26 protein-coding genes are annotated in these 25,938 nt (G+C 68.9%); 12 read left to right on the forward strand and 14 right to left on the reverse strand.

From position 1 onward, the window contains the following. The first annotated feature begins 40 nt into the window (after nucleotides 1-40). The 7 genes from ACLJO0_RS20725 to ACLJO0_RS20755 are packed head-to-tail and all read left to right on the forward strand — an operon-like array spanning nucleotide 41 to nucleotide 7,363. Nucleotides 41-910: an FAD binding domain-containing protein gene (locus tag ACLJO0_RS20725; protein ID WP_410580112.1), complete on the forward strand. Its 870-nt coding sequence runs from the start codon at nucleotides 41-43 to the stop codon at nucleotides 908-910. Continuing rightward, nucleotides 901-1,371 carry a (2Fe-2S)-binding protein gene (locus tag ACLJO0_RS20730; protein ID WP_410580113.1) on the forward strand — a complete coding sequence of 157 codons (471 nt, stop codon included), beginning with the start codon at nucleotides 901-903 and terminating at the stop codon, nucleotides 1,369-1,371. The genes ACLJO0_RS20725 and ACLJO0_RS20730 overlap by 10 nt, the downstream gene beginning before the upstream one ends. Then, nucleotides 1,368-2,717, forward strand: coding sequence for an 8-oxoguanine deaminase (locus ACLJO0_RS20735; RefSeq protein ID WP_410580114.1), 1,350 nt, complete (start codon nucleotides 1,368-1,370; stop codon nucleotides 2,715-2,717). The genes ACLJO0_RS20730 and ACLJO0_RS20735 overlap by 4 nt, the downstream gene beginning before the upstream one ends. After that, nucleotides 2,714-4,996, forward strand: a complete 2,283-nt coding sequence (gene pucD / locus ACLJO0_RS20740) for a xanthine dehydrogenase subunit D (protein ID WP_410580115.1) — start codon at nucleotides 2,714-2,716, stop codon at nucleotides 4,994-4,996. Before ACLJO0_RS20735 ends, pucD begins: the two co-directional genes overlap by 4 nt. A gap of 33 nt (nucleotides 4,997-5,029) precedes the next feature. Further along, nucleotides 5,030-5,524 carry a nucleoside deaminase gene (locus tag ACLJO0_RS20745; protein ID WP_410580116.1) on the forward strand — a complete coding sequence of 165 codons (495 nt, stop codon included), beginning with the start codon at nucleotides 5,030-5,032 and terminating at the stop codon, nucleotides 5,522-5,524. 34 nt (nucleotides 5,525-5,558) lie between these two features. Beyond that, a complete protein-coding gene (locus tag ACLJO0_RS20750) occupies nucleotides 5,559-7,001 on the forward strand; it encodes an NCS2 family permease (RefSeq protein ID WP_396564310.1) in 1,443 nt (480 codons plus the stop codon). Continuing rightward, entirely contained in the window at nucleotides 6,992-7,363 is a 372-nt protein-coding gene (locus ACLJO0_RS20755; RefSeq protein WP_125792704.1) for a gamma-glutamylcyclotransferase, read from the forward strand. The genes ACLJO0_RS20750 and ACLJO0_RS20755 overlap by 10 nt, the downstream gene beginning before the upstream one ends. A 61-nt stretch (nucleotides 7,364-7,424) precedes the next feature. Here the strand turns inward: ACLJO0_RS20755 and ACLJO0_RS20760 are convergent, their stop codons facing one another. Continuing rightward, nucleotides 7,425-8,114 (reverse strand): hypothetical protein, encoded by a 690-nt coding sequence (locus ACLJO0_RS20760; protein ID WP_410580117.1) that lies wholly within the window; start codon nucleotides 8,112-8,114, stop codon nucleotides 7,425-7,427. 102 nt (nucleotides 8,115-8,216) lie between these two features. Continuing rightward, nucleotides 8,217-8,768: a TetR/AcrR family transcriptional regulator gene (locus ACLJO0_RS20765; RefSeq protein WP_410580325.1), complete on the reverse strand. Its 552-nt coding sequence runs from the start codon at nucleotides 8,766-8,768 to the stop codon at nucleotides 8,217-8,219. Nucleotides 8,769-8,914: 146 nt separating this feature from the next. Here ACLJO0_RS20765 and ACLJO0_RS20770 point away from each other — a divergent pair, with 146 nt between their 5' ends. Then, nucleotides 8,915-9,913 (forward strand): SGNH/GDSL hydrolase family protein, encoded by a 999-nt coding sequence (locus ACLJO0_RS20770; RefSeq protein WP_410580118.1) that lies wholly within the window; start codon nucleotides 8,915-8,917, stop codon nucleotides 9,911-9,913. Between the two features lie 114 nt (nucleotides 9,914-10,027). Beyond that, on the forward strand, nucleotides 10,028-11,533 hold the full coding sequence (locus tag ACLJO0_RS20775) for an alpha/beta hydrolase (protein WP_410580119.1): 1,506 nt from the start codon (nucleotides 10,028-10,030) through the stop codon (nucleotides 11,531-11,533). Here the strand turns inward: ACLJO0_RS20775 and pucL are convergent. From pucL to ACLJO0_RS20795, 4 genes are read right to left on the reverse strand one after another with little or no spacing between them, the layout of a single operon-like run. After that, complete coding sequence (pucL, locus tag ACLJO0_RS20780; RefSeq protein ID WP_125792708.1) at nucleotides 11,530-12,408, reverse strand: factor-independent urate hydroxylase; 879 nt, start codon at nucleotides 12,406-12,408, stop codon at nucleotides 11,530-11,532. The genes ACLJO0_RS20775 and pucL overlap by 4 nt on opposite strands. Before the next feature lie 6 nt (nucleotides 12,409-12,414). Then, complete coding sequence (uraH, locus tag ACLJO0_RS20785; RefSeq protein WP_410580120.1) at nucleotides 12,415-12,732, reverse strand: hydroxyisourate hydrolase; 318 nt, start codon at nucleotides 12,730-12,732, stop codon at nucleotides 12,415-12,417. Then, nucleotides 12,729-13,220, reverse strand: a complete 492-nt coding sequence (uraD, locus tag ACLJO0_RS20790; RefSeq protein WP_410580121.1) for a 2-oxo-4-hydroxy-4-carboxy-5-ureidoimidazoline decarboxylase — start codon at nucleotides 13,218-13,220, stop codon at nucleotides 12,729-12,731. The genes uraH and uraD overlap by 4 nt, the downstream gene beginning before the upstream one ends. Nucleotides 13,221-13,278: 58 nt before the next feature. Further along, entirely contained in the window at nucleotides 13,279-13,755 is a 477-nt protein-coding gene (locus tag ACLJO0_RS20795) for a helix-turn-helix domain-containing protein (RefSeq protein ID WP_125792711.1), read from the reverse strand. A gap of 105 nt (nucleotides 13,756-13,860) precedes the next feature. Between ACLJO0_RS20795 and allB the strand changes: the two genes are divergently transcribed. Together allB and alc are read left to right on the forward strand one after the other, a co-directional pair. Beyond that, entirely contained in the window at nucleotides 13,861-15,189 is a 1,329-nt protein-coding gene (allB, locus tag ACLJO0_RS20800) for an allantoinase AllB (RefSeq protein WP_410580122.1), read from the forward strand. Nucleotide 15,190: 1 nt separating this feature from the next. Next, entirely contained in the window at nucleotides 15,191-16,207 is a 1,017-nt protein-coding gene (alc, locus tag ACLJO0_RS20805) for an allantoicase (protein ID WP_410580123.1), read from the forward strand. 9 nt (nucleotides 16,208-16,216) lie between these two features. Here alc and ACLJO0_RS20810 read toward each other — a convergent pair whose 3' ends face one another. Then, nucleotides 16,217-16,393 (reverse strand): hypothetical protein, encoded by a 177-nt coding sequence (locus ACLJO0_RS20810; RefSeq protein ID WP_199746417.1) that lies wholly within the window; start codon nucleotides 16,391-16,393, stop codon nucleotides 16,217-16,219. A 107-nt stretch (nucleotides 16,394-16,500) separates the two neighbouring features. Here ACLJO0_RS20810 and ACLJO0_RS20815 point away from each other — a divergent pair, with 107 nt between their 5' ends. Continuing rightward, complete coding sequence (locus tag ACLJO0_RS20815; protein WP_410580124.1) at nucleotides 16,501-18,618, forward strand: RICIN domain-containing protein; 2,118 nt, start codon at nucleotides 16,501-16,503, stop codon at nucleotides 18,616-18,618. A 4-nt stretch (nucleotides 18,619-18,622) separates the two neighbouring features. Here the strand turns inward: ACLJO0_RS20815 and ACLJO0_RS20820 are convergent, their stop codons facing one another. From ACLJO0_RS20820 to ACLJO0_RS20850, 7 genes are all read right to left on the reverse strand, one after another. After that, entirely contained in the window at nucleotides 18,623-19,099 is a 477-nt protein-coding gene (locus tag ACLJO0_RS20820) for a CoA-binding protein (RefSeq protein ID WP_410580125.1), read from the reverse strand. After that, on the reverse strand, nucleotides 19,096-20,385 hold the full coding sequence (locus tag ACLJO0_RS20825; RefSeq protein ID WP_410580126.1) for an O-acetylhomoserine aminocarboxypropyltransferase/cysteine synthase family protein: 1,290 nt from the start codon (nucleotides 20,383-20,385) through the stop codon (nucleotides 19,096-19,098). Before ACLJO0_RS20825 ends, ACLJO0_RS20820 begins: the two co-directional genes overlap by 4 nt. A 63-nt stretch (nucleotides 20,386-20,448) precedes the next feature. Beyond that, entirely contained in the window at nucleotides 20,449-21,633 is a 1,185-nt protein-coding gene (locus ACLJO0_RS20830; RefSeq protein ID WP_410580127.1) for a hypothetical protein, read from the reverse strand. Between the two features lie 24 nt (nucleotides 21,634-21,657). After that, nucleotides 21,658-23,037: a hypothetical protein gene (locus ACLJO0_RS20835; RefSeq protein WP_410580128.1), complete on the reverse strand. Its 1,380-nt coding sequence runs from the start codon at nucleotides 23,035-23,037 to the stop codon at nucleotides 21,658-21,660. Beyond that, nucleotides 23,034-23,498, reverse strand: coding sequence for a hypothetical protein (locus tag ACLJO0_RS20840; RefSeq protein ID WP_125792718.1), 465 nt, complete (start codon nucleotides 23,496-23,498; stop codon nucleotides 23,034-23,036). The genes ACLJO0_RS20835 and ACLJO0_RS20840 overlap by 4 nt, the downstream gene beginning before the upstream one ends. After that, a complete protein-coding gene (locus ACLJO0_RS20845; RefSeq protein WP_410580129.1) occupies nucleotides 23,495-24,838 on the reverse strand; it encodes a hypothetical protein in 1,344 nt (447 codons plus the stop codon). Before ACLJO0_RS20845 ends, ACLJO0_RS20840 begins: the two co-directional genes overlap by 4 nt. Further along, entirely contained in the window at nucleotides 24,822-25,724 is a 903-nt protein-coding gene (locus ACLJO0_RS20850; RefSeq protein WP_410580130.1) for a hypothetical protein, read from the reverse strand. Before ACLJO0_RS20850 ends, ACLJO0_RS20845 begins: the two co-directional genes overlap by 17 nt. Nucleotides 25,725-25,938 lie beyond the last annotated feature (214 nt).

Consider the following 25,938-nt stretch of genomic DNA (forward strand, 5'->3'; position numbering starts at 1 on the left):
GCAGCCGTCACAGAACACCGCCGAACCGAGGAGCCCGAGAGTGGATTTCCTGCGCCCCAGCTCGCTGACCGAGGCGCTCGCCGTCAAGGCCGAGCGACCCGACGCGGTGCCCATCGCGGGCGGCACGGACGTCATGGTGGAGCTCAACTTCGACCACCGCCGCCCCGGCGCGCTGCTCGACCTCAACCGCGTCACCGAACTCGCCGAGTGGACCGAGACCGACGGCAGGATCCGCCTCGGCGCCTCGGTGCCCTACGTCCGGGTGATCGCTGAGCTGGGTGAAGTTCTGCCCGCGCTGGCCATGGCCTCGCGCACTGTCGGCTCGCCGCAGATCCGCAACCGAGGCACCGTCGGCGGCAACCTGGGGGCCGCCTCGCCCGCCGGTGACACCCATCCCGTGCTGCTCGTGCTCGGCGCCGAGGTCGAGGCCGCGTCGGTGCGCGGCACGCGGAGGATCCCGGCGGAGGAGTTCTACCTCGGCGTCAAACGCAACGCCCTCGAACCCGACGAGCTGATCACCGCGGTGCATCTGCCCGCCGAGGTCGGCCCGCAGCAGTTCGCCAAGGTCGGGACGCGCAACGCGATGGTCATCGCGGTCTGCTCGTTCGCGCTGGCGCTGCACCTCGACTCCCGCGAGATCCGCGCCGCCGTCGGTTCGGCGGCGCCGACACCGCGCCGCGCGACTGCCGCCGAGGAGTTCCTCACCGCCGAACTTCCCTGGTCCACCAAGGCTTCCCTCTCGGATTCGGTCAAACGCCGGTTCGGTGAGCTGGTCTCACAGGCGTCGTCGCCGATCGACGACGTCCGCGGCAGCGCCGACTACCGCAAACACGCGCTGTCCGTCCTGGCGCGGCGAACGCTGACCTGGGCGTGGAACGACTTCCAGAAGGGTGAACGCGAGTGCGCGTGAACGTGACGATCAACGGTGAGTCCCGCCAGGCCGACGACGTCTGGGAGGGCGAAAGCCTGCTTTACGTGCTCCGCGAGCGGCTCGGGCTCCCGGGCTCCAAGAACGCCTGTGAACAGGGCGAATGCGGTTCCTGCACGGTGTACCTCGACGACGTTCCGGTGTGTTCGTGCCTGGTCGCGGCCGGTCAGGTCGAGGGCCGCGAGGTCCGCACGGTCGAAGGGCTCGCCGACGGCGACAAGCTCGACCGCGTCCAGCAGTCCTTTGTGGACGCGGGGGCCGTCCAATGTGGTTTCTGCACGCCCGGCCTCGTGGTGGCCGCGCACGATCTGCTCAACCGCGTCGACAACCCCGCGGATGAGGAGATTCGGGAGGCGCTGGCGGGGAACCTCTGCCGGTGTACCGGCTACGAGAAGATCCTCGACGCCGTCCGGCTCGCCGCGACCAGGGGAGAGACCACGTGAAGACCGTCATCGAGAACGCCGCGATCGCCACCGTCGACGGAGCTGGCACCGAGCACGCCACGGGCCACGTCGTCATCGAGAACGACCGCATCGCGGCGGTCGGCGCGGGGAAGGCGCCCGACGGCGAGTACGACGAACGTGTCGACGGCTCCGGATGCCTGGTCACGCCCGGTCTGATCAACACCCATCATCACCTCTACCAGTGGGCCACGCGCGGCCTAGCCGCCGACCACACCCTCTTCGAATGGCTCGTCGCGCTGTACCCGATCTGGGGCAGGCTCGACGCCGAGATCACGCACGCCGCCGCCACGGCAGGCCTCACGCGGCTCGCGACCACCGGTTGCACGACCGTCGCCGACCACCACTACGTCTTCCCGCGAGACGGCGGCGACCAGGTCGAAGCCCTCGCCGCCGCCCGGATCCGCGTCGGGGTGCGGCTGCACGTCGTGCGCGGCTCGATGGACCGGGGCGAGTCCCAGGGCGGGCTCCCGCCGGACAACCTCGTCGAGGAGACCGAGGCCGCGCTGCTCGGCACCGAAGCCGCGATCGACCGGTTCCACGACAGCTCGGCCGGCGCGCATCTGCAGATCGCGGCCGGTCCGTGCTCGCCGTTCTCGGTGAGCGAGCGGCTGATGACCGGCGCGGCGGAATTGGCGCGACGCAAGGGAGTCCGGCTCCACACGCACCTCGCCGAGACGGTCGACGAGGAGAAGCAGTGCCTCGCCGAAGTCGGCTGCACGCCCGCGGAGTACGCCGACGAACTCGGCTGGCTCGCTCAGGACGTCTGGCTCGCGCACTCGATCCACCTCGCTCCGGAAGCGATCCGGCGGCTGGGCGCCACCGGCACCGGCGCGGCGCACTGCCCGACGTCGAACGGGCGGATCGGCGCCGGGATCGCCCCGGTCCGGCAGCTGCTCGACGCCGGGGTCGCGGTCGGGCTGGGTGTCGACGGCGCCGCGTCCAACGAATCCGGTGGCCTCGGCGAGGAACTGCACCAGTCGCTGCTGCAGGCGCGCCAGCGCGGCGGACCGCGTGCGCTGACCACACGCGAGGCGCTGTGGATGGGCACGATGGGCGGCGCGCGCTGCCTGGGCCGCGAGAAGGACTTGGGCTCGATCGAGACCGGCAAGCTCGCCGACCTCGCCGTCTGGAACCTGAACGGCTTGAACTACGCCGGGATCACCGACCCGGTCGCCGCCTTGGTGCTCGGCGCCACCCCGCCGATCGAGCGGCTGTACGTCGGCGGCGCGACCGTCGTCGACGGTGGAACGCTGCGCGAGGAATCCGAAGACGAGATCGCCCGTGAGCTGGCCGTGGCCAGTGCGCGGCTGAGGGAGACGGTATGACCACCACTGAAGTCTCCAAGCAGACCACCGGCAACGGAGTGGGTACGAGCCCGCAGCGGCCCGACGGCACGGTCAAGGTGCGCGGCGAATTCGCCTACTCCTCGGATCTTTGGCACGAGGACATGCTGTGGGGCGCGACGCTGCGCAGCCCGCATCCGTACGCGCGGATCACCGGGATCGACATCACCGAAGCCCTTGCCGTACAAGGTGTCTACGCGGTGCTGACCCATGAAGACGTACCCGGCGTGAACAAGTACGGCCTGGAGCACTCCGACCAGCCGGTGCTCGCCGTCGACGTCGTGCGCTACCAGGGTGAACCCGTCGCGCTCGTCGCCGCCGATCACCCCGAGACCGCTCGCCGAGCGATGAAGCGGATCAAGGTCTCCTACGAGGTCCTCGAACCGGTGACGGATTCCGAGAAGGCCGCCGCCGGCGAGGGCGCCGAGCTGCACCCCGGCGGGAACGTCGTGCGGTACGCGAAGATCCGGCACGGCGACCAGTCGGTGAAGGCCGACGTCGTGGTGTCCGGTGTCTACGAGGTCGGCATGCAGGACCAGGCCTTCCTCGGCCCCGAGTCCGGTATGGCGATCCCGGACACCGAAGGCGGTGTCGACCTTTACGTTGCCACGCAATGGCTTCACGTCGACCAGCAGCAGATCGTGGCCGCACTGGGGCTGCCAAAGGACAAGGTGCGGCTGACGCTCGGCGGGGTCGGCGGCGCGTTCGGTGGCCGCGAGGACCTCTCGATCCAGGTCCACGCGTGTCTGCTGGCGCTGCACACCGGCAAGCCGGTCAAGATGGTCTACAACCGCGAGGAATCCTTCTACGGCCACGTGCACCGCCACCCGGCGAAGATGTACTACGAGCACGGCGCGGACAAGGACGGCCGTCTCGTCTACGTCAAGGCGAAGCTGTACCTGGACGGCGGCGCATACGCCTCGTCCACCGGTGCGGTGGTGGCGAACGCCGCCACGCTCGGCGTCGGTCCGTACAATGTGGACAGTGCGTCGGTCGACTGCTGGGGTGTGTACACCAACAACCCGCCTTGTGGCGCGATGCGTGGATTCGGCGCGGTGCAAGCGGGTTTCGCCTACGAGTCCCAGATGGACAAGCTCGCCGAAGCCTGCGGCCTCGACCCGGTCGACATCCGGATCCGCAACGCGATGGCCGAAGGCAGTGTCATGCCGACCGGTCAGATCGTCGACTCGGCCGCCCCGGTCGCCGAACTGCTGGAACGCCTGCGCGCCAAGCCGTTGCCGGTCACGCACGAGGAGCTCGACCTGCGCCGCATGCCCGGTGGCGTCTCCAACACCACGCACGGTGAGGGTGTCGTCCGCGGCGTCGGATATGCGGTCGGCATCAAGAACATCTGCTTCTCCGAGGGCTTCGACGACTACTCGACGGCTCGCGTCCGGCTGCAACTCGTCGGCGGCGAACCCGCGGCGACCGTGCACACCGCGGCCTGCGAGGTCGGTCAGGGCCTGGTCACCATCATGCAGCAGATCGTGCGGACCGAACTCGGCATCGAACAGGTGACGATCCTGCCGATGGACACCACCATCGGCAACGGCGGTTCGACGTCGGCCTCCCGGCAGAGTTACGTCACCGGCGGCGCCGTCCAAGCCGCTTGCGTCGCGGTGCGATCCGGGCTGCACAAGCATCTCGCGGGCAGGCTCGACGCGAACGGGAAGCTGAACGTCGTCGGGAACAAGGTCGTCTCGGCCGACGGCAGTGTGCTCGCGGACCTCGCCGACGTCCTCGGCGACGAGGTGTTCGACGAGACCGTGGAATGGCGCCACCGTCCGACCGTGCCCATCGATCCCGAGACAGGACAAGGGAACGCGCACGTCCAGTACGGTTTCGCGGCACACCGCGCGGTCGTGGACGTCGACACCGAACTCGGGCTGATCAAGGTCGTCGCGCTCGACTGCGCGCAGGACGTCGGCAAGGCGCTCAACCCGCAGGCGGTGCTCGGCCAGATCCAGGGCGGCTCCGCGCAGGGGCTCGGGCTCGCGGTGATGGAGGAGATCCAGATCGACGGCGGGAAGATCCGCAACCCGTCGTTCACCGACTACCTGATCCCGACCGTGCTGGACATGCCGCCGATGGACATCGACGTGCTGGAACGGCCCGACCCCAACGCACCGTATGGTCTGCGCGGGGTCGGTGAACCGCCGACGATCTCGTCCACCCCGGCGATCGTCGCGGCCATCCGCGCGGCCACCGGGCTGGCGCTGCCCCGCGTTCCGGTGCGCCCGGAACACCTCACCGGCACCTGACAATCCGTACTTTTTCGAGCTAGGAGCACATCCGTGGGTACCCATCTGTCCATTTCGGAGTCCGACGAGCAGAAATGGCTCGCCGAAGCCGTCCAGCTGGCCACCACGAACGTCGAACGCGGCGGCGGCCCGTTCGGCGCGATGATCGTCCGTGACGGTTCGGTGCTGGCCACCGGCACCAACCAGGTGACGCCGACGCTGGACCCGACGGCACACGCCGAGGTGGTCGCGATCCGCGCGGCGTGCCAGGCGATCGGCGACTACAAACTCGACGGCTGTGTCCTCGTGACCTCCTGCGAGCCCTGCCCGCTCTGCCTTTCCGCCGCGCTCTGGGCGCGTGTCGGCAAGGTCGTCTACGCCGCGGACCGCCACGACGCGGCCGAGGCGGGCTTCGACGACCGCGAGTTCTACGACCTCTTTTCCCGCCCGCGCGAGACCTGGTCACTACCCGTCGGCCAACTGTCCCTTCCGGACTCTTTCGCGCCTTTCCAGGCCTGGCTGTCGAAACCCGACAAGAAGGCCTACTAGTTCTCTTCCCGCCCCACAACGTTGTGGAGTAGGCATGACCCAATTAGGTACAGAGCGTCCCCCGCTGCCCTCGCCCGAACCGGGGCGGCTGTCCGGGCTCGACCGCTGGTTCAAGATCTCCCACCGCGGCAGCACGATCGGCCGCGAGGTGCGCGGCGGGATCACCACTTTCGTCGCGATGTGCTACATCGTGTTGCTCAACCCGCTCATCCTCGGCGCGTCGGCCGACATCACCGGCGCCCGGCTGAGCACCGAGGCGATCACGACCGCGACCGCGCTGGCGGCAGGGGTCACCACGATCCTGATGGGACTGGTCGGCAACGCGCCGCTGGCTCTCGCGGCTGGCCTCGGCGTCAACGGGGTCGTCGCCTTCCAGATGGCGCCCGCCATGACCTGGGCGCAGGCCTTCGGGCTCGTCGTCCTCGAAGGCTTCTGCATCGTGTTGATGGCCGTTTCCGGCATCCGGGAACGGATCATCAACGCGATCCCGATGGCGCTCAAGGTCGCGATCACCGTCGGCATCGGGCTCTACATCGCGCTGGTCGGCCTGGTCAGCGCCGGCTTCGTGACCAGGACACCGGACGCCGCCCAGTCGACGGTGCCGGTGCGGATGGGGATCGCCGGCCATCTGGAGGGCTGGCCGATCGCGATCTTCTGCCTCGGGCTGCTGCTGATGATCGTGCTCGTGAGCCGCGGGGTGCCGGGCGCGGTGCTGATCAGCATCGCGGTCGCGACCGGGCTCGCGGTGCTGGTCAACAGCGTGTTCCACGTCGAGGGCTGGGGACTGGTCGAACCCAAGGTGCCCGACCAGGTCGTGGCGCATCCCGATTTCAGCCTGCTGGGCGACATCGATCTCTTCGGCGGCTTCGGGTCGGCGGGCGCGGTGACGGCGGCGGTGTTCCTGTTCACGCTGGTGCTTTCCGGGTTCTTCGACGCGATGGGCACGATCACCTCTGTCTCGGAGGAGGCGGGACTGGTCAAGGACGGCAAGGTCGAGGGGATGGGCCGCATCCTGCTGGTCGACGGAGCGGGCGCGCTCGCCGGCGGCGTCACCGGATCGGCGCCGAACACGGTGTTCCTCGAATCGGCCGCCGGTGTCGGCGAGGGCGCGCGGACCGGGCTGGCGAGCATCGTCACCGGCGGGCTGTTCACCGCCACGCTGTTCCTGACGCCGATCGCGGCCGTCGTCCCGGCGCAGGCCGCGGCACCCGCGCTGGTGGTCATCGGCGGCATGATGATGGCGCAATGCCGCCGGATCCCTTGGCAGGACCTGGATTTCGCGATCCCGGTGTTCCTGACCATCGCGTTGATCCCGTTCACCTACTCGATCACCAACGGGATCGGCGCCGGACTGGTCGCGTACGTGCTGATCAAGATCTGCAAGGGCAAGATCCGCGAGATCGGCTGGATCCTCGGGATCCTGGCCGCGGTGTTCGGGGTGTACTTCGGGATCGAAGGGATCATGTCGTGGTTCTGATGTTCCTCAACGGCGGCGGGATGCGTGGCGGACCGCTGCACGAACAGTTGCAGGGCGCGCCGTTGTGCTGCGTGGCCCGGTCCGCGCCCAAGTACCGCTACTTCTCCGTGGGCGACCGGTTCCCGGCGATGTACGAAGGCGGCTCCGCCTCCGTGGTCGGCGAGGTCTACGACCTGCCGCTTTCGGTGTTGCGGGACCACCTGGTCCCCGCCGAACCACCGGAACTGGAGCTCGGCGTCGTCGAACTGGAGGACGGCGCGGCCTGTCTCGCGACCGTCCTGCGATCGTCCTTTGTGGACTCCGCTGAGCTGACGGACATCTCCGCGGTGGGGGACTGGCGGGCGTATCTCGCGTCCCGCTAGCGACACTCGCGAAGGCCTCCTTGAGAGACCCAGAGTCCCTCAAGGAGGCCTTCACGGAACGTCAGAGCACGAAGACGAGGTTGCTCGCCGCCGGGTGGAACATCTCGGGTGCGCCCGCGTAGAAGGCCCGCCAGACACCGGGCTTGCGGTGCTCGGCCGAAGCCGCGAAGGCCCAGGTGGTGCCGTTCCAGGTGGCGTCGACCGTCGCCGCGGTGGTCCAACGGTAGGTGCCGAGTGAGAAGTACTGGAGTTCGACCGGGATCGGGTTCGCGGTGTAGCGGCCGGGGAACTCGATCGTGCCGGACGCGGTCACGGCCTTGTCCGCGCCGCGGCCCGCCGCGAACGACGTGATCGCCGCGGGGTGGAGCACGACGATCTTCGGGGTGTCGGCGCGCGAGTTCGCGATCGACGGGTCGGTGGAGAAGAAGTCGGCGTGGTAGCTGCCGGTGCGGATCGGGGTCAGCGTCGCGCTGTAGACGCCGGTGGCGTCGGTGACCGGCTTGGCCTGAGCTTCGCCGCAGAAGCCGTTGAAGCAGAACGAGATCCCCACTTCGGCGCCCGCGATCGGCGTGGCGTCGGCCTTCGTGAGCTTGCCGGAGATCGTGACGCTCTGCCCGGCGTCGATCCGCGTGCTGCCGGTGGTCGTGGTGAGGGTGGACGGCTGGGCTTCGGTGGCGGACGCGGGTACTGCGCCCGCGGTGAGCAGTGCGGCGGCGGCGATGGTGCCGATCACGAGCTTCCTGATGATCATGTGCTCCCCAAACGGATTTCGGCTTCTGTGACCGCTAGGTCGGCCGGAAGTCGTTGCCCGTTGCGGAAAGAACCCGGTGTTCAGCAGTCCGCCGTCGGTGCTTCACGCAGCCGGCAGCAGCGTGCGCGCCAAGGCGACGGACGACAGCCCCGCGACCTCGAGCGCTTCGGTGTTACGCAGCGATCGGCTCAGCACGAACGCTCCTTCGAGGCTGTTCACCAAAGCGATCGTGAGCTGCCGCGCGGCCGCGGGTTCGAGGCCGTACTTGCCCAGCTTCTCGGCGCCGGTCTCGATCCACGCAGTGAACACGTCGGCCGTCGCAATGCGCAGCTTCTCGTTGGTGCTGGCGACCTCGAGCGCGACCGTCGCGATGGGGCACGCGTCGGCGTAGTCGGTCGCTTTCAGCGTCTCGGCCGCGCTGGCGAAGCATGCCTCGATGCCGTGGACGAGGTCCGGTTCGTCGGCGAAGAAGATCTCGAACAGCGCGAGGTACATCATCCCCGAGGTGCGGATGACCTCCTCGCCGAGCTGTTCCTTGCCGCCGGGGAAGAAGTGGTAGAGCGAGCCGAAGGGCGCTTTCGCGGCTTCGACGATCTGCTTCACCCCGGTGCCGGTGTACCCGTTCCGGCGGAGCAGTTCGGCGCCGGCGTTCACGATGCGTTCCCGCGTTCCAGTCACGTCTCCATGATAGAGCGTTCTATCTAACCCCTGAAACGTGAAAGATGCTCACATCTATTGTGGATCACGGGAGGAACTTGCCAGGATCGGCCGGTAGTCCAACGACGGATCACGAGGTCGCCATGCGCCGTACCGCCCGACTTGTCCTCGCCACCCTGGTGGCTGTCCTCTCTCTAGCGAGTTTGGGGACACCGGCGAACGCCGCCGAGACCCCGTCCTTCCGCAAGTACGTCGCCCTCGGCGACTCCTACACCGCGGGCCCGCTGATCCCGTGGCAGCAGGCGAGCTGGTGCTTCCGGTCGAACAACAACTATCCGGCCTGGCTCGCCACCAAGCTCGGGCTCTACTACAAAGCGGGCGCCTTCACCGACGTCAGCTGCTCGTCGGCGGACACCACGAACATGACGAAACCGCAGACGGTGCCCTCGCCGAGCCTGGCCCTGGCCAGTGCGCCGCCGCAGTTCGACGCGCTGACGCTGGACACCGACCTGGTGACCATCGGCATCGGCGGCAACGACTACGGCGTCTTCGGCAGCCTGATCGGCACCTGTCCCGAGCTGCGCGACAGCGATCCGACCGGCTCACCGTGCAAGGACCACTTCACGATCAACGGGACCGACACCCTGCTCGCGGCGATCGAGAACACCCGGCGGAACCTCGAACGCGTCGTCAAGGGCGTCCGGGAGCGTTCGCCCGCCGCCACGATCGTGCTGGTCGGCTATCCGCGGATCGTGCCGCCGACGGGTTACTGCCCCAGCGTGGTCCCGTTCGCCGACGGTGACTACGCCTGGGCCGACGAGGTCGAGCGCGCGCTCAACAAGGCCGTGTCGACGGCCGCCCGCAAACAGGGCGCCCGCTACGTCGACACCTACGGGCCGAGCCTCGGGCACGACGCCTGTTCGGGTGACGCGGCCTGGGTGAGCGGCAAGACCACCGATCTGTTCCGGGCGGTGGCTTATCACCCGTACGCGGCGGGCATGAAGGCGGAAGCCGACCTGATCTTCAAGGCACTGGGCGGGACCACCGCGGTGTCCACGAAGGCGCCGGATGCGCGCAACGCGACCACCGCGGACGAACTCCAGCGCAAGGCCGCCGCGGCGGGACTTGTGCCTCGGTCCTAGCCGCCCCTTGATCCTTGGTTCACCTTCCGGCGCTACCTGCGGTCGATGTTCGCTCGGTACGCCCGGCCCTAGCGTCGTGAGCCGTTGGGAATCCAGGGAAGAAGGGGGAAGTAGATGAAACGGCTCTTGGCCGCCGGGATGCTCCCGGTGATCGTGGGCGGGCTGCTCGCCGGAGCCACACCGGCTTCGGCGGGCGTCCCGGCGCACTACGCCGAGCAGAAGCTGGCGTGGCATCCCTGCGCCGCGGAGGAGCTGATCTCGTTGCCGCCGGGCACCGACATCAGCGGACTCGAATGCGCGACCTACCGCACACCGCGCGACTGGGATCGTCCGCACGAGCGGCAGGATCTGACCATCGCGGTCAGCAGGCTGAAAGCGACCGGGCCGTCGACGGCCTCGCTGCTCACCAACCCGGGCGGGCCGGGCGGTCCCGGCCGCTGGCAGCCGACGATGTTCCGCGGGCAGCAGAAGCTGCGCGAACACCAGGACATCATCGGCATCGACGTGCGCGGCACCGGCAAGAGCACCAACGTCACCTGCCGGGGCGCCGTCGACGCCATCCGGCAACTGGACCCGCGTGACCGCGACCCGCGCAACCTGGACCAGATCCTGGCCACCACCGAGCACGCGGCCAAGTCCTGCCAGAGCGCCGGCGGCGAACTCGGGTCGCTGATCACCACCTACCAGACGATCAGGGACTTCGACCTGCTCCGCGCGCTGCTCGGCAGGGAGAAGATCAACTGGGTGGGGTATTCGGGCGGCACCTGGCTGGGGGCGCACTACGCGCAGCAGTTCCCCCAGCGGACGGGACGGTTCGTGCTGGACTCCTCGACGGAGTTCACCACGGACTGGCAGAAGACGTTCGATCAGCAGGCGGTCGGCTTCGAGCGGCGCTGGCGACAGGATTTCCTGCCGTGGCTGGCGCGTTACGACGCCAAGTACCACTTCGGCACCAGCGGCGAAGAGGCCCGGCAGACCTACGAACGGGTCCGCTATGCCTTGTCCCGCAACCCGATGGACGGGAAGGGGCCGATGCAGCTGGAGTTCGTCATCGTCTACATGCTGTACAAGAAGGCGACCTTCCCGGCATTGGCCGACCTGCTGGTCAAGGTGCGGGACGCGATGGAGAACCCGGCGGCGAAGGCCGAGGCCAAGGCCGCCGTCGAGGCGGCGGGTGACTTCTCCGACGCGCAGGACGCCACGTTCTGGAACACGGTCTGTGGTGAAGGGAAGTTCATCGGCACCCGCGAGTCACGGATCCGGGAGTCACAGCGGAACCTCGATCGCGGTCTGCTCCTGGCCGGTGGTGGCATCCTGAACGCCTCGGTCTGCATGTTCTGGGACAAGGAACCGCGGCCGCTGCCGAAGCTGGACGGCAAGGGAGTGCCGCCGGTGCTGATCGTCCACTCGGAACACGACCCGGCCACCACGATCGAAGGCGCCAGGCGGGCACACGCGAAGTTCGCGAACTCGCGGATGCTGACCGTGACCGGTGAAGGCGACCACGGGCTCTACGCCGACGGGAACCCCGCGGTGGACGAGATCGTGAACGCGTACCTGGTCGACGGGATCGTCCCCGCCGACCAGAGCGTCCCCGGTATGCCGCTGCCCGTGCCCTAGAAAGCGGCGAGGGTGTGCCAGGCCAGGCCTGCGTCCTCCGCGTCATCGCGGAGGACGACACCCTCGATGAGGCCGTACGGGCGGTCGGCGGCGTAGAAGACCTCGTTGTCGTTCTTCAGCCCGAACGGCGACAGGTCCACCAGGAAGTGGTGTTTGTTCGGCAGTGAAAGCCGGACTTCGGCGACCTCTTCGCGTTCCTTGAGCACAGCCTCTCCCATCGCGTACAGCGTTTGCTGCAGGGAGAGGCTGTGCTTGTCCGCGAAGGTCTCCAGCAGGATCCGCCGCACTTCGGCATGGCTCGTGGCCCAGTCGATCCCGTCGCCCTGGTAGCGCCAGCGCGCGGTCACGGCGGTGGCGAGGATCCGGTCGTTCGTCTCGGCCAGCGTCGTGTACTCGTCGCGAGGGAAGCCGTGGAATTCCGAGCCGGTCGACTTGAGGACCACGAGATCGTCCAAACCGGACACCACCCAGGCCTGGTCACCCTGAACGGTGACCGCGGTCGTGCGTTTTTCGCTGCCCGCCTGGGAGAACGCGTGGTCGTGGCCGGAGATGCGGTTCCAGCCGTGTTCATCGATCAGGATCCGGGCGCCGGTGATGTGCTCGAACGAGCCGACGAAATGCCGCCCGAGCCGCAGCGCGAAGTCCTCGATCTCGCCGACGGGCGCCTCCTTGGCGAAGGCGTACACGGTGTTCTTCTGGGTGTCGGTCGCGACGACGTCGGCGTTGTCGCCGGTGAGGTGGGTGGCCGCGAGGTCGCCGCGCAGCGACGTCGAAACGGTGAGGTCCTTGAGGTGGTGGACGGTGCCTTCGCGCCGGACGGTGACGAGCCGGACTTCGGCCTTGCCGTACTGGTTGGGGCCCAGGGTGATGGCCACGGGCGATCAGCTCCCTCGATAGGTGGAATAGGCGAACGGGCTCAGCAGCAACGGCACGTGGTGGTGCTCGGTCCCGTCGGCGATGCGGAAGGTCAGGGTGACTTCGGGGAAGAAACAGTCCGGGCCGAGGTGGGCGCCGGTGTCGAAGACCAGCCGGTACACCCCGGGTTCCAGGGTTTCCGGGCCCAGGTCGCGGATCCGGCCGTCGGCGTCGGTCCGCCCTTCGGCGACGGGTTCGCCCGCGCCGGTTTCGAGGCGGACCCCGACGCCGGCCGCGGGTCGTCCCGCGGCGGTGTCGAGGATGTGTGTGGTCACGAGGCTCATGCCGTCACCGCCTTCTCCAGCCGCAGCGCGGCGATCCTTGCCAGCTCTTGGCCGGCCACTTCGAGTTCCTTCTCGGGGTCGTTCGAGAGCCTCGAACGCAGGTTTTCCAGCAGTTCGGCGCCGCTCCGGCCGCTCGCGCAGACCAGGAAGACATGCCCGAACCTCGCTTCGTACTCGGCGTTGGCCGCGGCGAACTCGCGCGCCGCGTCACCGTCCACACCGGACTGTTCCGAGCGTGACCAGCCGGCCTCGGTGCTCGCGCCCCCCGCTTTCTCCCCGATCCGGGGATGGGCGGCCATGGCGCGCCGGACCTCTTCGGGACGCAACGGGGTGAGCGTCTCCGCCGTGGCGAGTAGCGCGGCGAGGTCGGCGTACGGACGCCTGGCCAGCAGGGTTTCCACCCAGCGCGGGACGTCGAGGCAGGCGGTCAGCGCCGGCCGGACGTCCTGAGCGGGAGCCTGGTTGAACTCTCGAATGGTGAGCGGCACGGGAACCGACGGTACGGCGACGCTTCCGCTGTCGTCAACATTTTGTTGAAACAGCTCTTCATTCTTGGTCTCGGTTGAGGTAGTTGTAGACCGTGAACCTCGTGACCCCCAGAGCCTCGGCGACGGTCGACACCGATTTGCGGAGGCCGAACGCGCCGCGTTCCTTGAGCAGCCGCACCGCACGCTGCTTGGTGGCGCGGTCGAGGGTGTCGAGTTTGCCGCCGAGTTCGCGTTCGACGTCGCCGATGAGCCGGGACAGCGCGCTGTGCAGTTCGACGGCGGGTTCGGTCGAGTCGTCGCCGACCTGGCGGAGCTGGAGGGTCACGCGGGTCGCGCCGCCGTTCAGCGCCGCCCTGGCGATGGCGGGAAGCGCGTCGAGCAGGGCGTCGGCGTCGCCGCGGACGAGAGTGCCGAGCGGGCCGAAGTCGGTCGACAGGCCCGCGTCTTCCGCCGTGTCGCGGGCTTTGACGGCATGCTCGGGTGGCGGGCCCTCGCCGTGGAACGGTTCGCTGGTGAACTCGGCTTCTAACTGCACCCAGCGAAGGTAGCGCCGCCAGGGCTCGTTGACGAGCAGGGTGGCCGGAGTTAATGTCGGAGTGCGAAACCTCGATTCCACTCAGTGGAAGTTGGAGGGCTTTAGATGGACTTGGTGATCAAGGCCGCGCGAGCCGTGACGGCCGCCGGAGAGGTACCCGCGACCCTCGGTGTCGACGACGGCCGCATCGTCGCGGTCGAACCCGCCGGAGCCGATCTGGACGGCGATCGGGTGCTCGAACTCGGCGAGGACGTCGTCCTGCTGCCGGGGCTCGTGGACACCCACGTGCACGTCAACGACCCGGGCCGCACCGAATGGGAGGGTTTCGCTTCGGCGACGCGCGCCGCCGCGGCGGGCGGGGTCACCACGATCGTGGACATGCCGCTGAACAGCCTGCCGCCGACGGTCGACGTCGCGGCGCTGGAGGTGAAGCGCAAGACCGCCGAGGGCCGGGTGCACGTCGACGTCGGGTTCTGGGGTGGTGCGATCCCCGGCAACCTCGCGGAGCTGCGCGGCCTGCACGAGGCCGGGGTGTTCGGTTTCAAGTCCTTCCTGCTGCATTCCGGAGTGGACGAGTTCCCGCCGCTGGACGCGCGCGGACTCGAAGAAGCGATGACCGAACTGCGGACCTTCGACGGCATGATCATCGTGCACGCGGAGGACTCCGACGCGATCGATCACGCGCCAGACCCGCACGGCGAGAAGTACGAAGACTTCCTGCACTCGCGTCCGCGCGGCGCGGAGAACGTGGCGATCGCGCAGGTCATCGAGCTCGCGAGGAAGACCGGGGTCCGCGCGCACATCCTGCATCTGTCCTCTTCGGACGCGCTGCCGATGGTCGAGAGCGCGCGGCGCGACGGTGTCCGGCTGACCGCCGAGACCTGTCCGCACTACCTGAGTTTCACCGCGGAGGAGATCGGCGACGGCGCCACGCAGTTCAAGTGCTGCCCGCCGATCCGCGAGGCCGGGAACCGCGAACTGTTGTGGCAGGGCCTCGCGGACGGCGTCATCGACTGCGTGGTGACCGACCATTCGCCGTGCACCCCGGAGCTGAAACGCTTCGACAGCGGCGATTTCGGGCTCGCCTGGGGCGGGATCGCCGGTCTGCAACTCGGCTTGCCCGCTGTCTGGACGCAGGCGCGGCAGCGCGGGTTCGCCCTCACCGACGTCGTCCGCTGGATGGCCGAGCATCCGGCCGCGCAGGCGGGCATGCGTCGCAAAGGTCATCTCGCGCCGGGCTACGACGCCGATTTCAGCGTGTTCGCACCCGACGAGGCCTTCGTCGTCGACGTCGCGAAGTTGAAGCACCGCAACCCGGTCAGCGCCTACCACGGACGGCCGCTCGCCGGTCTCGTCCGGAGCACGTGGCTGCGGGGCGAGGAGATCACCGGCGAAGACCCGGCAGGCGTTCTGCTGACCCGGGGTGACTGCTGAGATGGAGGATGCCGTGAACGACCGTCCTGAGTGGACAGCCCTGCCCGATCTGGCCTCGCGCAAGTTCGGCGGGACGGTGATGTGGGCGACGGACGAGTTGTTCGCCGAGAAGGAGAACCTGGTCAACCCCTGGGTGCCCGCGCACCAGACGGAGACCTTCGGGCCCAAGGGGCAGGTCTACGACGGCTGGGAGACCCGGCGGCACCGTGAGCCCGGCGACGACCAGGCCGTCGTCCGGCTCGGCATGGCGGGTGCGATCACCGGCGTCATCGTGGACACCGCGTTCTTCAAGGGCAACTACCCGCCGTTCGTCTCGGTCGAGGCGTGCGCCGTCGACGGCTATCCCAACGCCGCCGAACTGTCCGAAGTGGACTGGGACGTGCTGGTGAAACGCGGCGCGGCGGCGGGGCACACGGAGAACTTCTTCGAAATCGGCGGGAGCAAGCGCTACACGCACGTCCGGCTGACCATGCATCCGGACGGCGGCGTTGCCCGGCTGCGCGTGCACGGCACGCCGATCCCGGACCCTCGTCTGCTCGATCCCGGCGCGCTCGACCTCACCGCGCTGGAGAACGGCGCGGTGGTCACCGGATGCAGCGACATGTTCTATTCCTCGCCCAACAACCTCTTCTCGCCAGGGCTCGCCGCGCATCAGGCCGAAGGCTGGGAGACCGCGCGGCGCCGGGACGACGGGAACGACTGGGTCACGGTGCGGCTCGCCGGCGCGGGCGTCGTCCGGTTCGCCGAACTGGACAACAGCAACCTCAAGGGCAACGCGCCGGGCTGGGCGGCGCTGAGCGGCCGGGACGGCGACGGCGAGTGGGTCGAGCTGCTGCCGAAGACGCGTCTGCAACCGGACACGCGGCACCGGTTCGCGCTCGCTGAGGGACCTGAGGTGACCGAAGTGCGTCTCGACATCTATCCCGACGGCGGGATGGCGCGCCTGCGTCTCTTCGGCGCGCTGACCGATCGGGGCCGCGATGACCTGACTGCGCGCTTCGAGGCCGCGCGCTCCTGAAACGCGGGGTCAGGGACGGGCGCCCGGCCGGTTCAGGTAGGCGGAGAACAGCGAGAGGACGATCCCGACCGAGAAGATCGCGGTGAGCCACCAAGCGCCGCCGATGGACAGGTTCCACACCAGGGCACCCGCCATGAGCAGTGCCATGACGATGTTCCTGATCTGCAGCGGCGTCGGTTTGGCCATACCGCCACCTTCTCACGCGTCCGGATTTTTTCGAGCGGCGGGCAACCCCACGGGTGTGACATGCGTAACCGACATGTCAACTTCATCCACTTGCCGGGGAGACCGAAGTGCAAGCCGAAACCCGAAGAATTCCGCGGCGGGGCCTCGTGCTTTTCGCCGCTTGCCTGGCCGGGAGCGCCGTGTTCGCCGCCCCCGCGCAAGCGACGTCGCCCGAAACCGTGGCGCGTTCGCAGCAGAAGCCGGTCGAGATGCGCTCGGAACGCACCGAGAACTCGTCCACGTTCGCCAATCCCGACGGTTCCCGCACCACCCAGGTGCACGGCGGTCCGGTCCACGTCCGCCGCGGTGGTGACTGGGTGCCTGTCGACCTGACACTGGAGAAGAGCGCCGACGGGCTCGTCCGGCCGAAGGCGCATCCACGCGAACTCGTGCTGGCAGGCGCGAGCGCCAAGAGCGGTGATCTCGCCACCGTGCAGAGCCGGGACGGGAAGGTCGCCCTGCAGTACCCTGGCGCGCTGCCCGAGCCGGTGCTGGCCGGCGAGACCGCCACCTACCCGGAGATCCAGCCCGGCGTCGACCTGCAGGTCAAGGCCACGCGGACCGGTTTCGAGCAGTTCTTCGTGGTCAAGCGCCGTCCCGATCGCGCGCTGACGTTCGCACTCCCGCTGCGGGCGACCGGGCTCACGCCGCGCACCGACGCGGACGGGAACACGCAGCTGGTCACGGCGTCCGGCGCGGTGGTGGGCAGCGTGCCCGCCGCCGAGATGTGGGACTCGCGGATCGACCAGCGCAGTGGCGACCCCGTCGCCAAGGTGAAGGTCGGGAAAGTGGTGTCCGCCAAGGAACGCGGAACACTCGGCTTGAACGTGACGCCGGACGCGGGCTACTTCGCCGACCCGGCGCGGTCCTATCCGGTCATCGTCGATCCGGGTGTGTCGGTGTGGACGAACTTCGACACCTTCACGCAGTCGAACATCGCGACCACCGACCAGTCGGGTGCCACCGAACTCCGCATCGGCACCTATGACGGCGGAGCGACGAAGGCCCGGTCGTATCTCCACTTCGACGTGGCGCGGTTCCGCGGCGCCGCGATCGAGTCGGCCACGTTGTCGTTGTGGGGCAACCATTCCTACTCCTGCTCGCCGCGCAACTGGGAGATCTGGGACTCTCTGCCCGCCGACACGGGCACTCGCTGGTCGAACCAGCCGCCGCCCCGTACACGATGGGCGACGACGAACGCGACCCGTGGCTACAGCGCGGCCTGCGCGGCCGACTGGGTCCGGACCCCGATCGGGAACCTGATCGGTGCCTGGGCCGGTTCGGGGGTCACCACCGGTTCGATGGTGCTGAAGGCGGAGAACGAGTCGGATTCCTTCGGCTGGAAGAAGTTCTCGTCCGGCGAGGGCGGCAAGTCGCCGTACATCGAGGTGACCTACCGGAACCAGCGGCCGAATCCCGCCGCCGGGCACGACATCTCGGACCGCGTCGACATCGGCGGCGTCACCCACACGAAGTCCCTCACCCCGACGCTGCGTTTCACGCCGACGGACCCCGATGGTGGCAACGTCACCGCGGTCTTCTACGTCTACGAAGGCGAAACGATGATCGGGGACTACTGGAAGTGGGACGTCCCTTCCGGGACCGCCGCGACCTGGACGGTGCCGCCGGGACTGTTGCAGGAGAACCACAGCTACCGGTTCCGGGCCACCACGTTCGACCCCGGTGAAGAGTTCGCCGACGACGCCTGGGTCTCACTGCAGGCGGTGTCGAGCGGGCTCTACGCCGATGTCGCCGCTTGCGGCTGGAACAACGGGACCAAGGTGCAGCAGTGGCCGTCGAACGGCGCGGACTGCCAGAAGTTCTTCCCGTGGGGCACCGGTGACGGCTACTACCAGTTCCGTGCCAAGCATTCCGGGCAGGTCTTGGACAACACCGGTTGCCATACGGCCAGCGGGAACCCGGTGACCACCTACGACCGCGTCGCGGGCGCGTGCCAGAAGTGGACGATCGAACCGCAGACGGTCGGCACGGGGGTGTACCGGTACGCCGTCCAGAACGCGGGCAAGCTGCTGGACCAGGGCTGCACCGCGGGCCAAGGAGCACCGCTGTTCATCTGGGACCGGATCCCCGGTCGCGGCTGCCAGAACTGGCGGATGCCGGTTTCGCCTGCCAACGGGGTCACCGTGCAGTGGCTGCCGTTCACGGTGAACACCGCGGCGGAGTAACGCCTCAGGGGGCGGACTGGCGTCGTGAGCTGATCACGCCGGTGTTGAAACCGGCGAGGTGGAGCCCACCGGCGAACCGGGCGTGCTCGATCTTGACGCAGCGGTTCATCACCACGTCCAGTCCGGCCTCCAGGGCCCTGTCGGCGACGGGTTCGTGCCACAGGCCCAGCTGCAGCCAGAGCGTGCGCGCTCCGGCCTTGACGACCTCCTCGGCGACGCCGGGGAGGTCGTCGTGCTTGCGGAACACGCTGACCAGGTCGACTTCGCCGGGAACGTCGGCCAGCGACGGGTACACCGGCTGTCCGAGGAGTTCGTCCAGCCGCGGGTTCACGAAGTTGACCTGGTACTTGCTGGAGGAGAGCAGGTATGTCGCGACGAAGTAACTCGGCCGCGCCGGGTTGTTCGAGGCGCCGACGATGGTCACCGATTTCGTCCGCGAAAGGATGCGGCGGCGCTCGACCGCGCCGACGTCGTGGCTCATCCCGCCACCGCCTTGCCGAGTGCCTGATCGAGATCCCACAGGATGTCGTCGACGTCCTCCAGCCCGACCGACAGGCGGATCAGGTCCGGGCCGACACCCGCCGCGCGCAACTGGTCCTCCGAAAGCTGCTGGTGGGTGGTGGACGCCGGATGGATGACCAGCGTCCGCGCGTCCCCGACGTTCGCCAGATGCGACAGCAGTTCGACGGAGTTCACGAACGTCTCCCCGGCCGCCCGGCCGCCGTCGACACCGAAGGAGAACACGGCGCCCGGCCCGGCGGGGAGGTACTTCTTCGCGCGGTCGTGGTGCGGATGCTCCGGCAGGCCCGCGTAGTTCACCCAGGCCACCCTGCTGTCGTTCGCGAGGTACTCCGCGACGGCTCGCGCGTTGGCGACGTGGGCGTCCATCCGCTGCGGCAGCGTCTCGACGCCTTGCAGCAGGAGGAAGGCCGAGTGCGGGGAGAGGACGGCGCCGATGTCGCGCAACTGCTCGGCACGGAGCCGGGTACAGAAGGCGTACTCGCCGAAGTTCTCCCAGTACTTCAGGCCGCCGTAGCTTTCGACGGTCTCCGTCATCCGCGGGAACTTTCCGTTCCCCCAATCGAACTTCCCGGATTCGACGACCACCCCGCCCAGCGTGGTGCCGTGCCCGCCGAGGAATTTCGTGGCCGAATGCAGCACGATGTCGGCGCCGTGTTCGATCGGGCGGCACAGGTACGGCGTGGCCAGGGTGGCGTCGACGACCAGCGGGATGTCGTGCGCGTGCGCGAGCTCGGCCAGCCCGGCGAGGTCGGCGATCCCGCCGCCGGGATTGCCGATGACCTCGGTGAAGATCAGCTTCGTTTGCTCGGTGACGGCGGCCGCGTAGTCCTCGATGCGGTCACCGCTGACGAAGGTGGTCTCGATCCCGAAGCGGCGCAGCGTCCCGGTGAGTTGCGTGACCGTCCCGCCGTAGAGCCCACCGGCGGAGACGATGTGGTCTCCCGCCTCGGCGAGGGCGGAGAAGGTCAGGAACTCGGCCGCCTGGCCACTGCTGGTCGCGACCCCGCCGATCGCGCCTTCGAGGCTGGCCAAGCGTTCCTCGAAGGCCGCGACCGTCGGATTGCCGATGCGGCTGTAGATGTTGCCGTACTTCTGCAGCGCGAACAGGTTCGCCGCGTCGGCCGCGTCCTCGAAGACGAAGCTCGTGGTCTGGTAGATGGGCACGGCGCGGGCACCGGTCGCCGGGTCGGGCGTCCCGCCCGCGTGCAGGGCGCGGGTGCGGAAGCCCCAGGTGCGTTCACTCATCGCGGCCGACGCTACCTCGCGTCCCACTCGGTGACCATCGTTCCCATCCCGTGGCCACGCGTCCTACTGGCGGTCGAGGGTGATCACCGTGCCAGGGCGGTGACCGTTCCGTCGCGGGGTGACCGGCCGCGATTCGGCGCGGGACACCGCGACCCCGGCCGGCCGCTGCCGGTCGGCGGGCAGCACCTCGCGCGAGTTCGTCCGGTCCGCCAGCCGCAGGGACTGCGCCGAGGTCAGCCACTCTTCGGCGGGCTCGGCGATCTCGAGCAGCAAAGCCTCGAACTCCGACCGGGTGGTCTCGAGGATGTGCGGCGCCGCGAGCCAGCGCAGCACCTGACGTCCGGTGACCGCCATCCGCTGCCGAGGCGAGGACACCAGTCGCTGGTCGAAGTGGCGGATCAGCACCTCGTCCACGGTGTCCCACGCGTTGGCGGCGCCGAACAGATCCAGCACATCCTCCGAGCCGAGGATCTTGAACGCCTCCGTCAACAGCTGCATGACCTCGACCCGCAGTACGTTCAGGTGGCCGTACGAGGTGAACTTCAGGTTGTTCCGCAGGTCCAGCCCGCTGCGCCGGACGACGGCGACACTGCCGAAGCTCGGGTCGTACGCGCGCTCCCGGACGACGTCGGAGATCCGCTTGTCCCGCCAGAACAACGCCACCTGGTTGCCGAACTGCGTGAACAGCTGGTGGAAGTCGGTGTTCGGCCGAGAGTTCGCCGAGCCGAGCCCCTTGCCGTAGCCGAGCACTCGCCGGTACGCGCTGATGCGGTCCCGCCGGGTGTAACGCAGCACGTCCCGCCGGTCGAACCGGTACAGGCCGAAGGCACCGGGGCCGTCGGAAAGCCGGATGGCGCCGCCCTGGAACAGCTCCTGCAGTTTCTGCACCACGCGGAACACGCCGATCCGCTCGTGCTGGTACAGGTAGTACAGGTCGCCGACCGCGATGACCCGCTCCGAAGCGACCGTCTCGTCGTAGGCGTCGACGCCCGGCGGCATCGCCGTCGCCCCGAGGTCCGCGGCCGAACCGTCGCCGAGACCGACGAGCTGCGCGATCCCGCCGTCCGCCGGACCTGGCCTGCCCCGCTGTTCGGCCTCGACCGCGGTGAGCATGTCGTCCAGCTGTTTGAGGACCGCGTCGCCGAGCTTCGGATCGCTGCCCAGTTCGTTGGCGAGCTTCCCGGCGACCTGGCCGCGCAGTGCCGCGACCCGGTCGAAGAGTTCCCGGTATTCCTTTTCCGTGCCCATCGTCTTCCTCCCGTACGGGTCCGGCTACTGCCCGGTCCGCTTGCGCGTGGTCCGGGGTTTCGGCGGTTCCTCCGCCTCGGGTGGTGTCTGCTCTTCCTGGAGGGCGTGCCCTTCACGCAGCTCGGCGACCGATGGCACCGACGGCGTCCGCCCGGACGACGGCGGGGGCAGCGGAGGCGGAGGGGGCGTCGGCTGCGGCATGAGCTGCGGCGTGGGCGGGGCCGGTGGATTCGGGTCGGACGACGACGGCGTCCCGGGCCGCCCGATCGGTTCGGCGATCCGGACGACCTCCTGCAGATGGTCGTCGAGCTCGTCGATGGCCCGTTGCACACGGGAGCTGAAGAAGCCCGGGGGAAGTGACGCGCGGAAGTTGCCGGGGATGTCCCCGTTGGGGCCCCCGATGCTCTGCCGGGGCAGGTTCGCCACGATGCGCTGAAGTCGCCTCGCGATCTGGATGAACGACGTGCCGACACCTTCCTTGCCCGCCGACTCGATCAGCTTGCCGCCCTCGAAGGTGGCGAATTCACGGATCCAGCGCAGCAGCCCGCCGAGCGACATGGTCCCGCCCTCCGGGTCCGGGACACGGAGTACTTCCAGGTCTTCCTGCTGGATGAACACCGATCGCAGCATCGCGACGACCTCGTCGACCTGGGACGCCGCCGCGGACAGCAGCCGGGAAAGGGCGACCACAGCGGGACCGAAGAACGGCTGACCGCCTGCCGGCTGCGAGAACGGATCGATCTTGTCGCGTGCGTCCTGCCAGCCCCGGAACAACGAGACCACCCAATCCGTCAGCGTGATGAAGGAGGTCTGGATCCGTTCTTCCTCGATCGTGTTGACCTTGCCCGAGACCAGGCCGAGCTCGTCCCGCAACTGGCCGAGGTGCCCTCGCGTCCCGTCTCCGAGCAGCAGCAGGAAGAGCTGATCGACCCGCGCCACGCGGAGCAGCGGGCTCTCCAGCTCCTGCCGGATCTGTTCGAGATCGTGCCGTACGAGCGCACGGAAGCCTTCGGCGTTCTCGGGGTCCGAATCCGTCCTCAGTGGACGGAGCGAGTCGAGCAGCGCGAGCGAGTCCTTGACCGCGCTCCGGGCCCTCGCCGCGAGCGAGGCCTGTCCGCCGGTGACGGCGCCGAGGTCGGCTTGGATCGCGTACCCGCGCGGTGTCCACTTGGCCTCGGTCCGCCCTTGGACTTCTTTCAGCTCGAAGCTGCCGGTCAGCGCCGCCACGAACCCTTTCGTGTCACCCTCGCGCCACTTCCAGCCGAGCATGTCGCTGATCGTCTGTGCGGCGAGTGCGCCGGGTGCCGCCGACGGCGGTGGGTACTGCCCGGTCGACAGCGGATACGCGCTGTCGATGTCCTGTGCACGCGGCAATGTCGCGCCGCGGTCGTCGTTGATCGTCATCGGGTCGCCCCACATCCCTTGAATTCGGCCAGTTCCACTGCTTCACGCCAGCACCGCACCATCACGTCCTCCGCCGAGGACAAGGCGATGGCGCATTGGTCCACCCCGGCGTGGAAGCTCTTCGCCCAGCCCCGCCATTCCTGTTCCCGTCCGTGCACCGCGCGCAGCAGCCCGGAAACCGCGTGGTGCGAACGGCACTGCCCGTCCACCCGCCGCCGGAGTTTCAGCAGCGACGACGCCGTGGTGTGCAACGACTCGGCGCTCACCGGGCGCTGAGTGGCACGTGTGGCCGCTTCGACCTCACCGGTGCCGTCGAGGACGACCTCGGCGAGGTGATCCGCCGCGGCGAGTCCGACGCCGTCGGGCCTGTCCTCGGAGACGCTGATCTCCAGCGCCCGCCAGCACGCGGCCACTTGGTTCACTTCCTTGCCCAGCCGGGAGAATTCGGTGTGGATGGTCATCTCGACCTCCTGCCGAGCTCTTCCATGAAGAAACCGGAAAGCCGCTTCGGCGGGGCCATTCCCTCTTCGAGCGCGAACCGGACCGCGCCGATCAGGAACCGTTCCGGCACCACACCCGGGGACACGCCGTCGGCCAGCCTTTCCGCCGCTTCCTCGATCATCGCCTGTTCCTTGGCTTCGAACCGCAGCGCCTTCGCGAGGGGGCGATGGCCCAGCGAGGGGAACGAGGTGAAGCACATCGCGTCCACCACCACGGGGATCGCCTTGTCCGCCGTTTTCAGCAGTGCCGGCGGTGCGTTGATCAGCTTCGCCCTCGGGTACAGCTTCCGCCACAGCGCCGCGTAGGCTTCCGCGTGCCGGGTGAAACCCATGCGGTGCAACAACTCCACCGAGATCTTCGCCCGCAGGTACGGCACTGGATGCACCGCGCGTGAGGAGAACACCGTCGTTTCGAGTTCGGTGCGGCCGATGACGTCGAACAGCGAACCGACGACCGCCGGACCGCCCAGCAACAGCGCGGACAGGTCGGCGAAGGTCTCGCGGTTCCACCTGACCCAGGTACCGGTCACCGCCCGTGGCACCCCCGCCTCGACGAGTCTCGCCGCGACCTGCAGCGGGATCGCCCTGGCGAGGCCAAGGTCGTTCTGCAGGTTGTGGCTCACCTCGTGCAGGACCGCGCCGAGCGTCCACGGGTTCACCAGCCGGTGGTACGGAAGCTGGATCAGCGGGAACGGGTTCAGTCGGTTTCCCAGCCGCCGCAAGGGGATCCCGCGGCGCGAGGTGGCCGGGCCGGAGCCGGTGCGCAGGTAGCAGAACGGTGGCGGCGTCGGGATCGACCGCCAGTGCCCGATCCCGAGGTACGCGTACTGATAGCAGTCGAGCGCCACCCGGTCGCAGGCCACCAGCCACGGGGCGAACGCGCCCTGCCGCTGGTTGAACAGGTCGAGGTAGAAGTCCCAGACCCGTTCGGTGCTCCGGACCCAGCGCTGGGCGCGGGACTTCGCCAGCAGGAGCCGGGCGAGCTCGGCCTGTTCCGGCCGCTCCACCGCCTCCTGCGCGCTCTTGCGGGCCACGCGGGTCGCGGTGGACAACGGTCCCCGCAGGGTCGCCATCATGCGGTTGACCGCCGCCAGATGGGCCCGGCTCGGCCCGGTCGCCGGATCGCCGAACTCCGACCAGCGGAATGGCCGCAACGCGTCCAGATGCCGCCCCACGTTGGTGGCCTGGGAGAGGACCCACGCCTCCAGTTCCCTCCCGCCGGATGGCCTCGCCCGCCGCGCTCCGGCGGGAGGGACCGGGGCACCGGATGCCGCGGGGAGCACCCTAACGGCGGCGCGCACGGCCGCGCGCCCGCTTGCTCTGTGCGGCACGACGCCGGTTGCGCTGCGCCGCGGTCCGCGCCGGGACACGCCGCGCGGTCCGGTGACGCTGTGCTCCCGGCCGCTGTGCCGCCGCACGCCGTCGAGCGGGCTGCTTGCGGCGCGTGCTCTTCTTCTTCGGCCGCTTCAGCAGCTTGTCGGCGCCGAAGCTGACAGCGCCACCGATCAACGCGTTCGACAGCCAGCCGGGCGTCATCTGCATGCCCTTGCGGAGGCCGGCCTTGACCTTCCCCGCAGTGCGCTTGACGATCTGCGGAATACGCCGGACGAGGTGCCGCGTGCCGGGATTGCGCCAGAGTTTGCGGCCGAGGCTCGCGGCGCCGCGGACGATCTTCGGGGCCACCGAGCGCACGATCGGGGCGAGCCGGGGCAGTGCGCGGACGGCCAGCGCCGCCAGCGGTCCGATGAACGCCTCGGCCTCCTCCTCGGTCTCGGCCTGTTCCGCCTGGAAGGCCAGCCGGGCCAGCTGATCGGCGTCGGGATAGAGGCGACGCAGCGGATTGACGAAGTCCTCTCCTTCGAACTCGTCCTCGAACTCGAACTCCGCCTCCAGCTCGCGGACCAGGTTCTCGAACTCCGCTTCGAATTCGGCTTCGTCCTCGAACTCGAACTCGTAGAGCGCTTCGTCCTCGTCTTCGAGTTCGTCTTCGAGCTCCTGGGCCAGTTCACCCAGTTCGTCTTCGTCCTCGAACTCGTAGAGCGCTTCGTCCTCGTCTTCGAGCTCGTCCTCCAGCTCATAGGCCAGTTCGCCGAGCGCGCCCTCCAGCTCGTCCTCGAACTCGTCCTCGAACTCACGGCTCAGCTCGTCTTCCAACTCGCCGTCCACTGCCGCATAGCCACGGCTCATAACCGTTCTCCTCTGCTCCGGTGAAAATCCCGCGGTCCCCGGCGCGGTGCGTCGGTGAGCACGGACCCGACACTGCCCGCACACCGGGGCACACCGGTAGTCACACGTTCCTGTGTGACATGAATCGACTAGTTCGGACTTGTCACACAAATCGACGATGCGCTTTTCCTGTCGGAGGGGTTTGCTAGAGAGGGAGGGAAACCAAGAGGGGGGA

The sequence above is a fragment of the Amycolatopsis sp. lyj-108 genome (assembly GCF_046549005.1).
Classification (GTDB): Bacteria; Actinomycetota; Actinomycetes; order Mycobacteriales; family Pseudonocardiaceae; genus Amycolatopsis.

Bases quoted from the DNA above. Each gene is read 5' to 3' on its own strand.
- ACLJO0_RS20825 (WP_410580126.1), bottom strand. From the start codon at position 20,385: ATGAGTGAACGCACCTGGGGCTTCCGCACCCGCGCCCTGCACGCGGGC.
- ACLJO0_RS20830 (WP_410580127.1), bottom strand. From the start codon at position 21,633: ATGGGCACGGAAAAGGAATACCGGGAACTCTTCGACCGGGTCGCGGCA.
- ACLJO0_RS20835 (WP_410580128.1), bottom strand. From the start codon at position 23,037: ATGACGATCAACGACGACCGCGGCGCGACATTGCCGCGTGCACAGGAC.
- ACLJO0_RS20840 (WP_125792718.1), bottom strand. From the start codon at position 23,498: ATGACCATCCACACCGAATTCTCCCGGCTGGGCAAGGAAGTGAACCAA.
- pucD (WP_410580115.1), top strand. From the start codon at position 2,714: ATGACCACCACTGAAGTCTCCAAGCAGACCACCGGCAACGGAGTGGGT.
- ACLJO0_RS20750 (WP_396564310.1), top strand. From the start codon at position 5,559: ATGACCCAATTAGGTACAGAGCGTCCCCCGCTGCCCTCGCCCGAACCG.
- ACLJO0_RS20770 (WP_410580118.1), top strand. From the start codon at position 8,915: ATGCGCCGTACCGCCCGACTTGTCCTCGCCACCCTGGTGGCTGTCCTC.
- uraH (WP_410580120.1), bottom strand. From the start codon at position 12,732: ATGAGCCTCGTGACCACACACATCCTCGACACCGCCGCGGGACGACCC.
- alc (WP_410580123.1), top strand. From the start codon at position 15,191: ATGGAGGATGCCGTGAACGACCGTCCTGAGTGGACAGCCCTGCCCGAT.
- ACLJO0_RS20850 (WP_410580130.1), bottom strand. From the start codon at position 25,724: ATGAGCCGTGGCTATGCGGCAGTGGACGGCGAGTTGGAAGACGAGCTG.
- ACLJO0_RS20760 (WP_410580117.1), bottom strand. From the start codon at position 8,114: ATGATCATCAGGAAGCTCGTGATCGGCACCATCGCCGCCGCCGCACTG.
- ACLJO0_RS20775 (WP_410580119.1), top strand. From the start codon at position 10,028: ATGAAACGGCTCTTGGCCGCCGGGATGCTCCCGGTGATCGTGGGCGGG.
- ACLJO0_RS20810 (WP_199746417.1), bottom strand. From the start codon at position 16,393: ATGGCCAAACCGACGCCGCTGCAGATCAGGAACATCGTCATGGCACTG.
- ACLJO0_RS20820 (WP_410580125.1), bottom strand. From the start codon at position 19,099: ATGAGCCACGACGTCGGCGCGGTCGAGCGCCGCCGCATCCTTTCGCGG.
- allB (WP_410580122.1), top strand. From the start codon at position 13,861: ATGGACTTGGTGATCAAGGCCGCGCGAGCCGTGACGGCCGCCGGAGAG.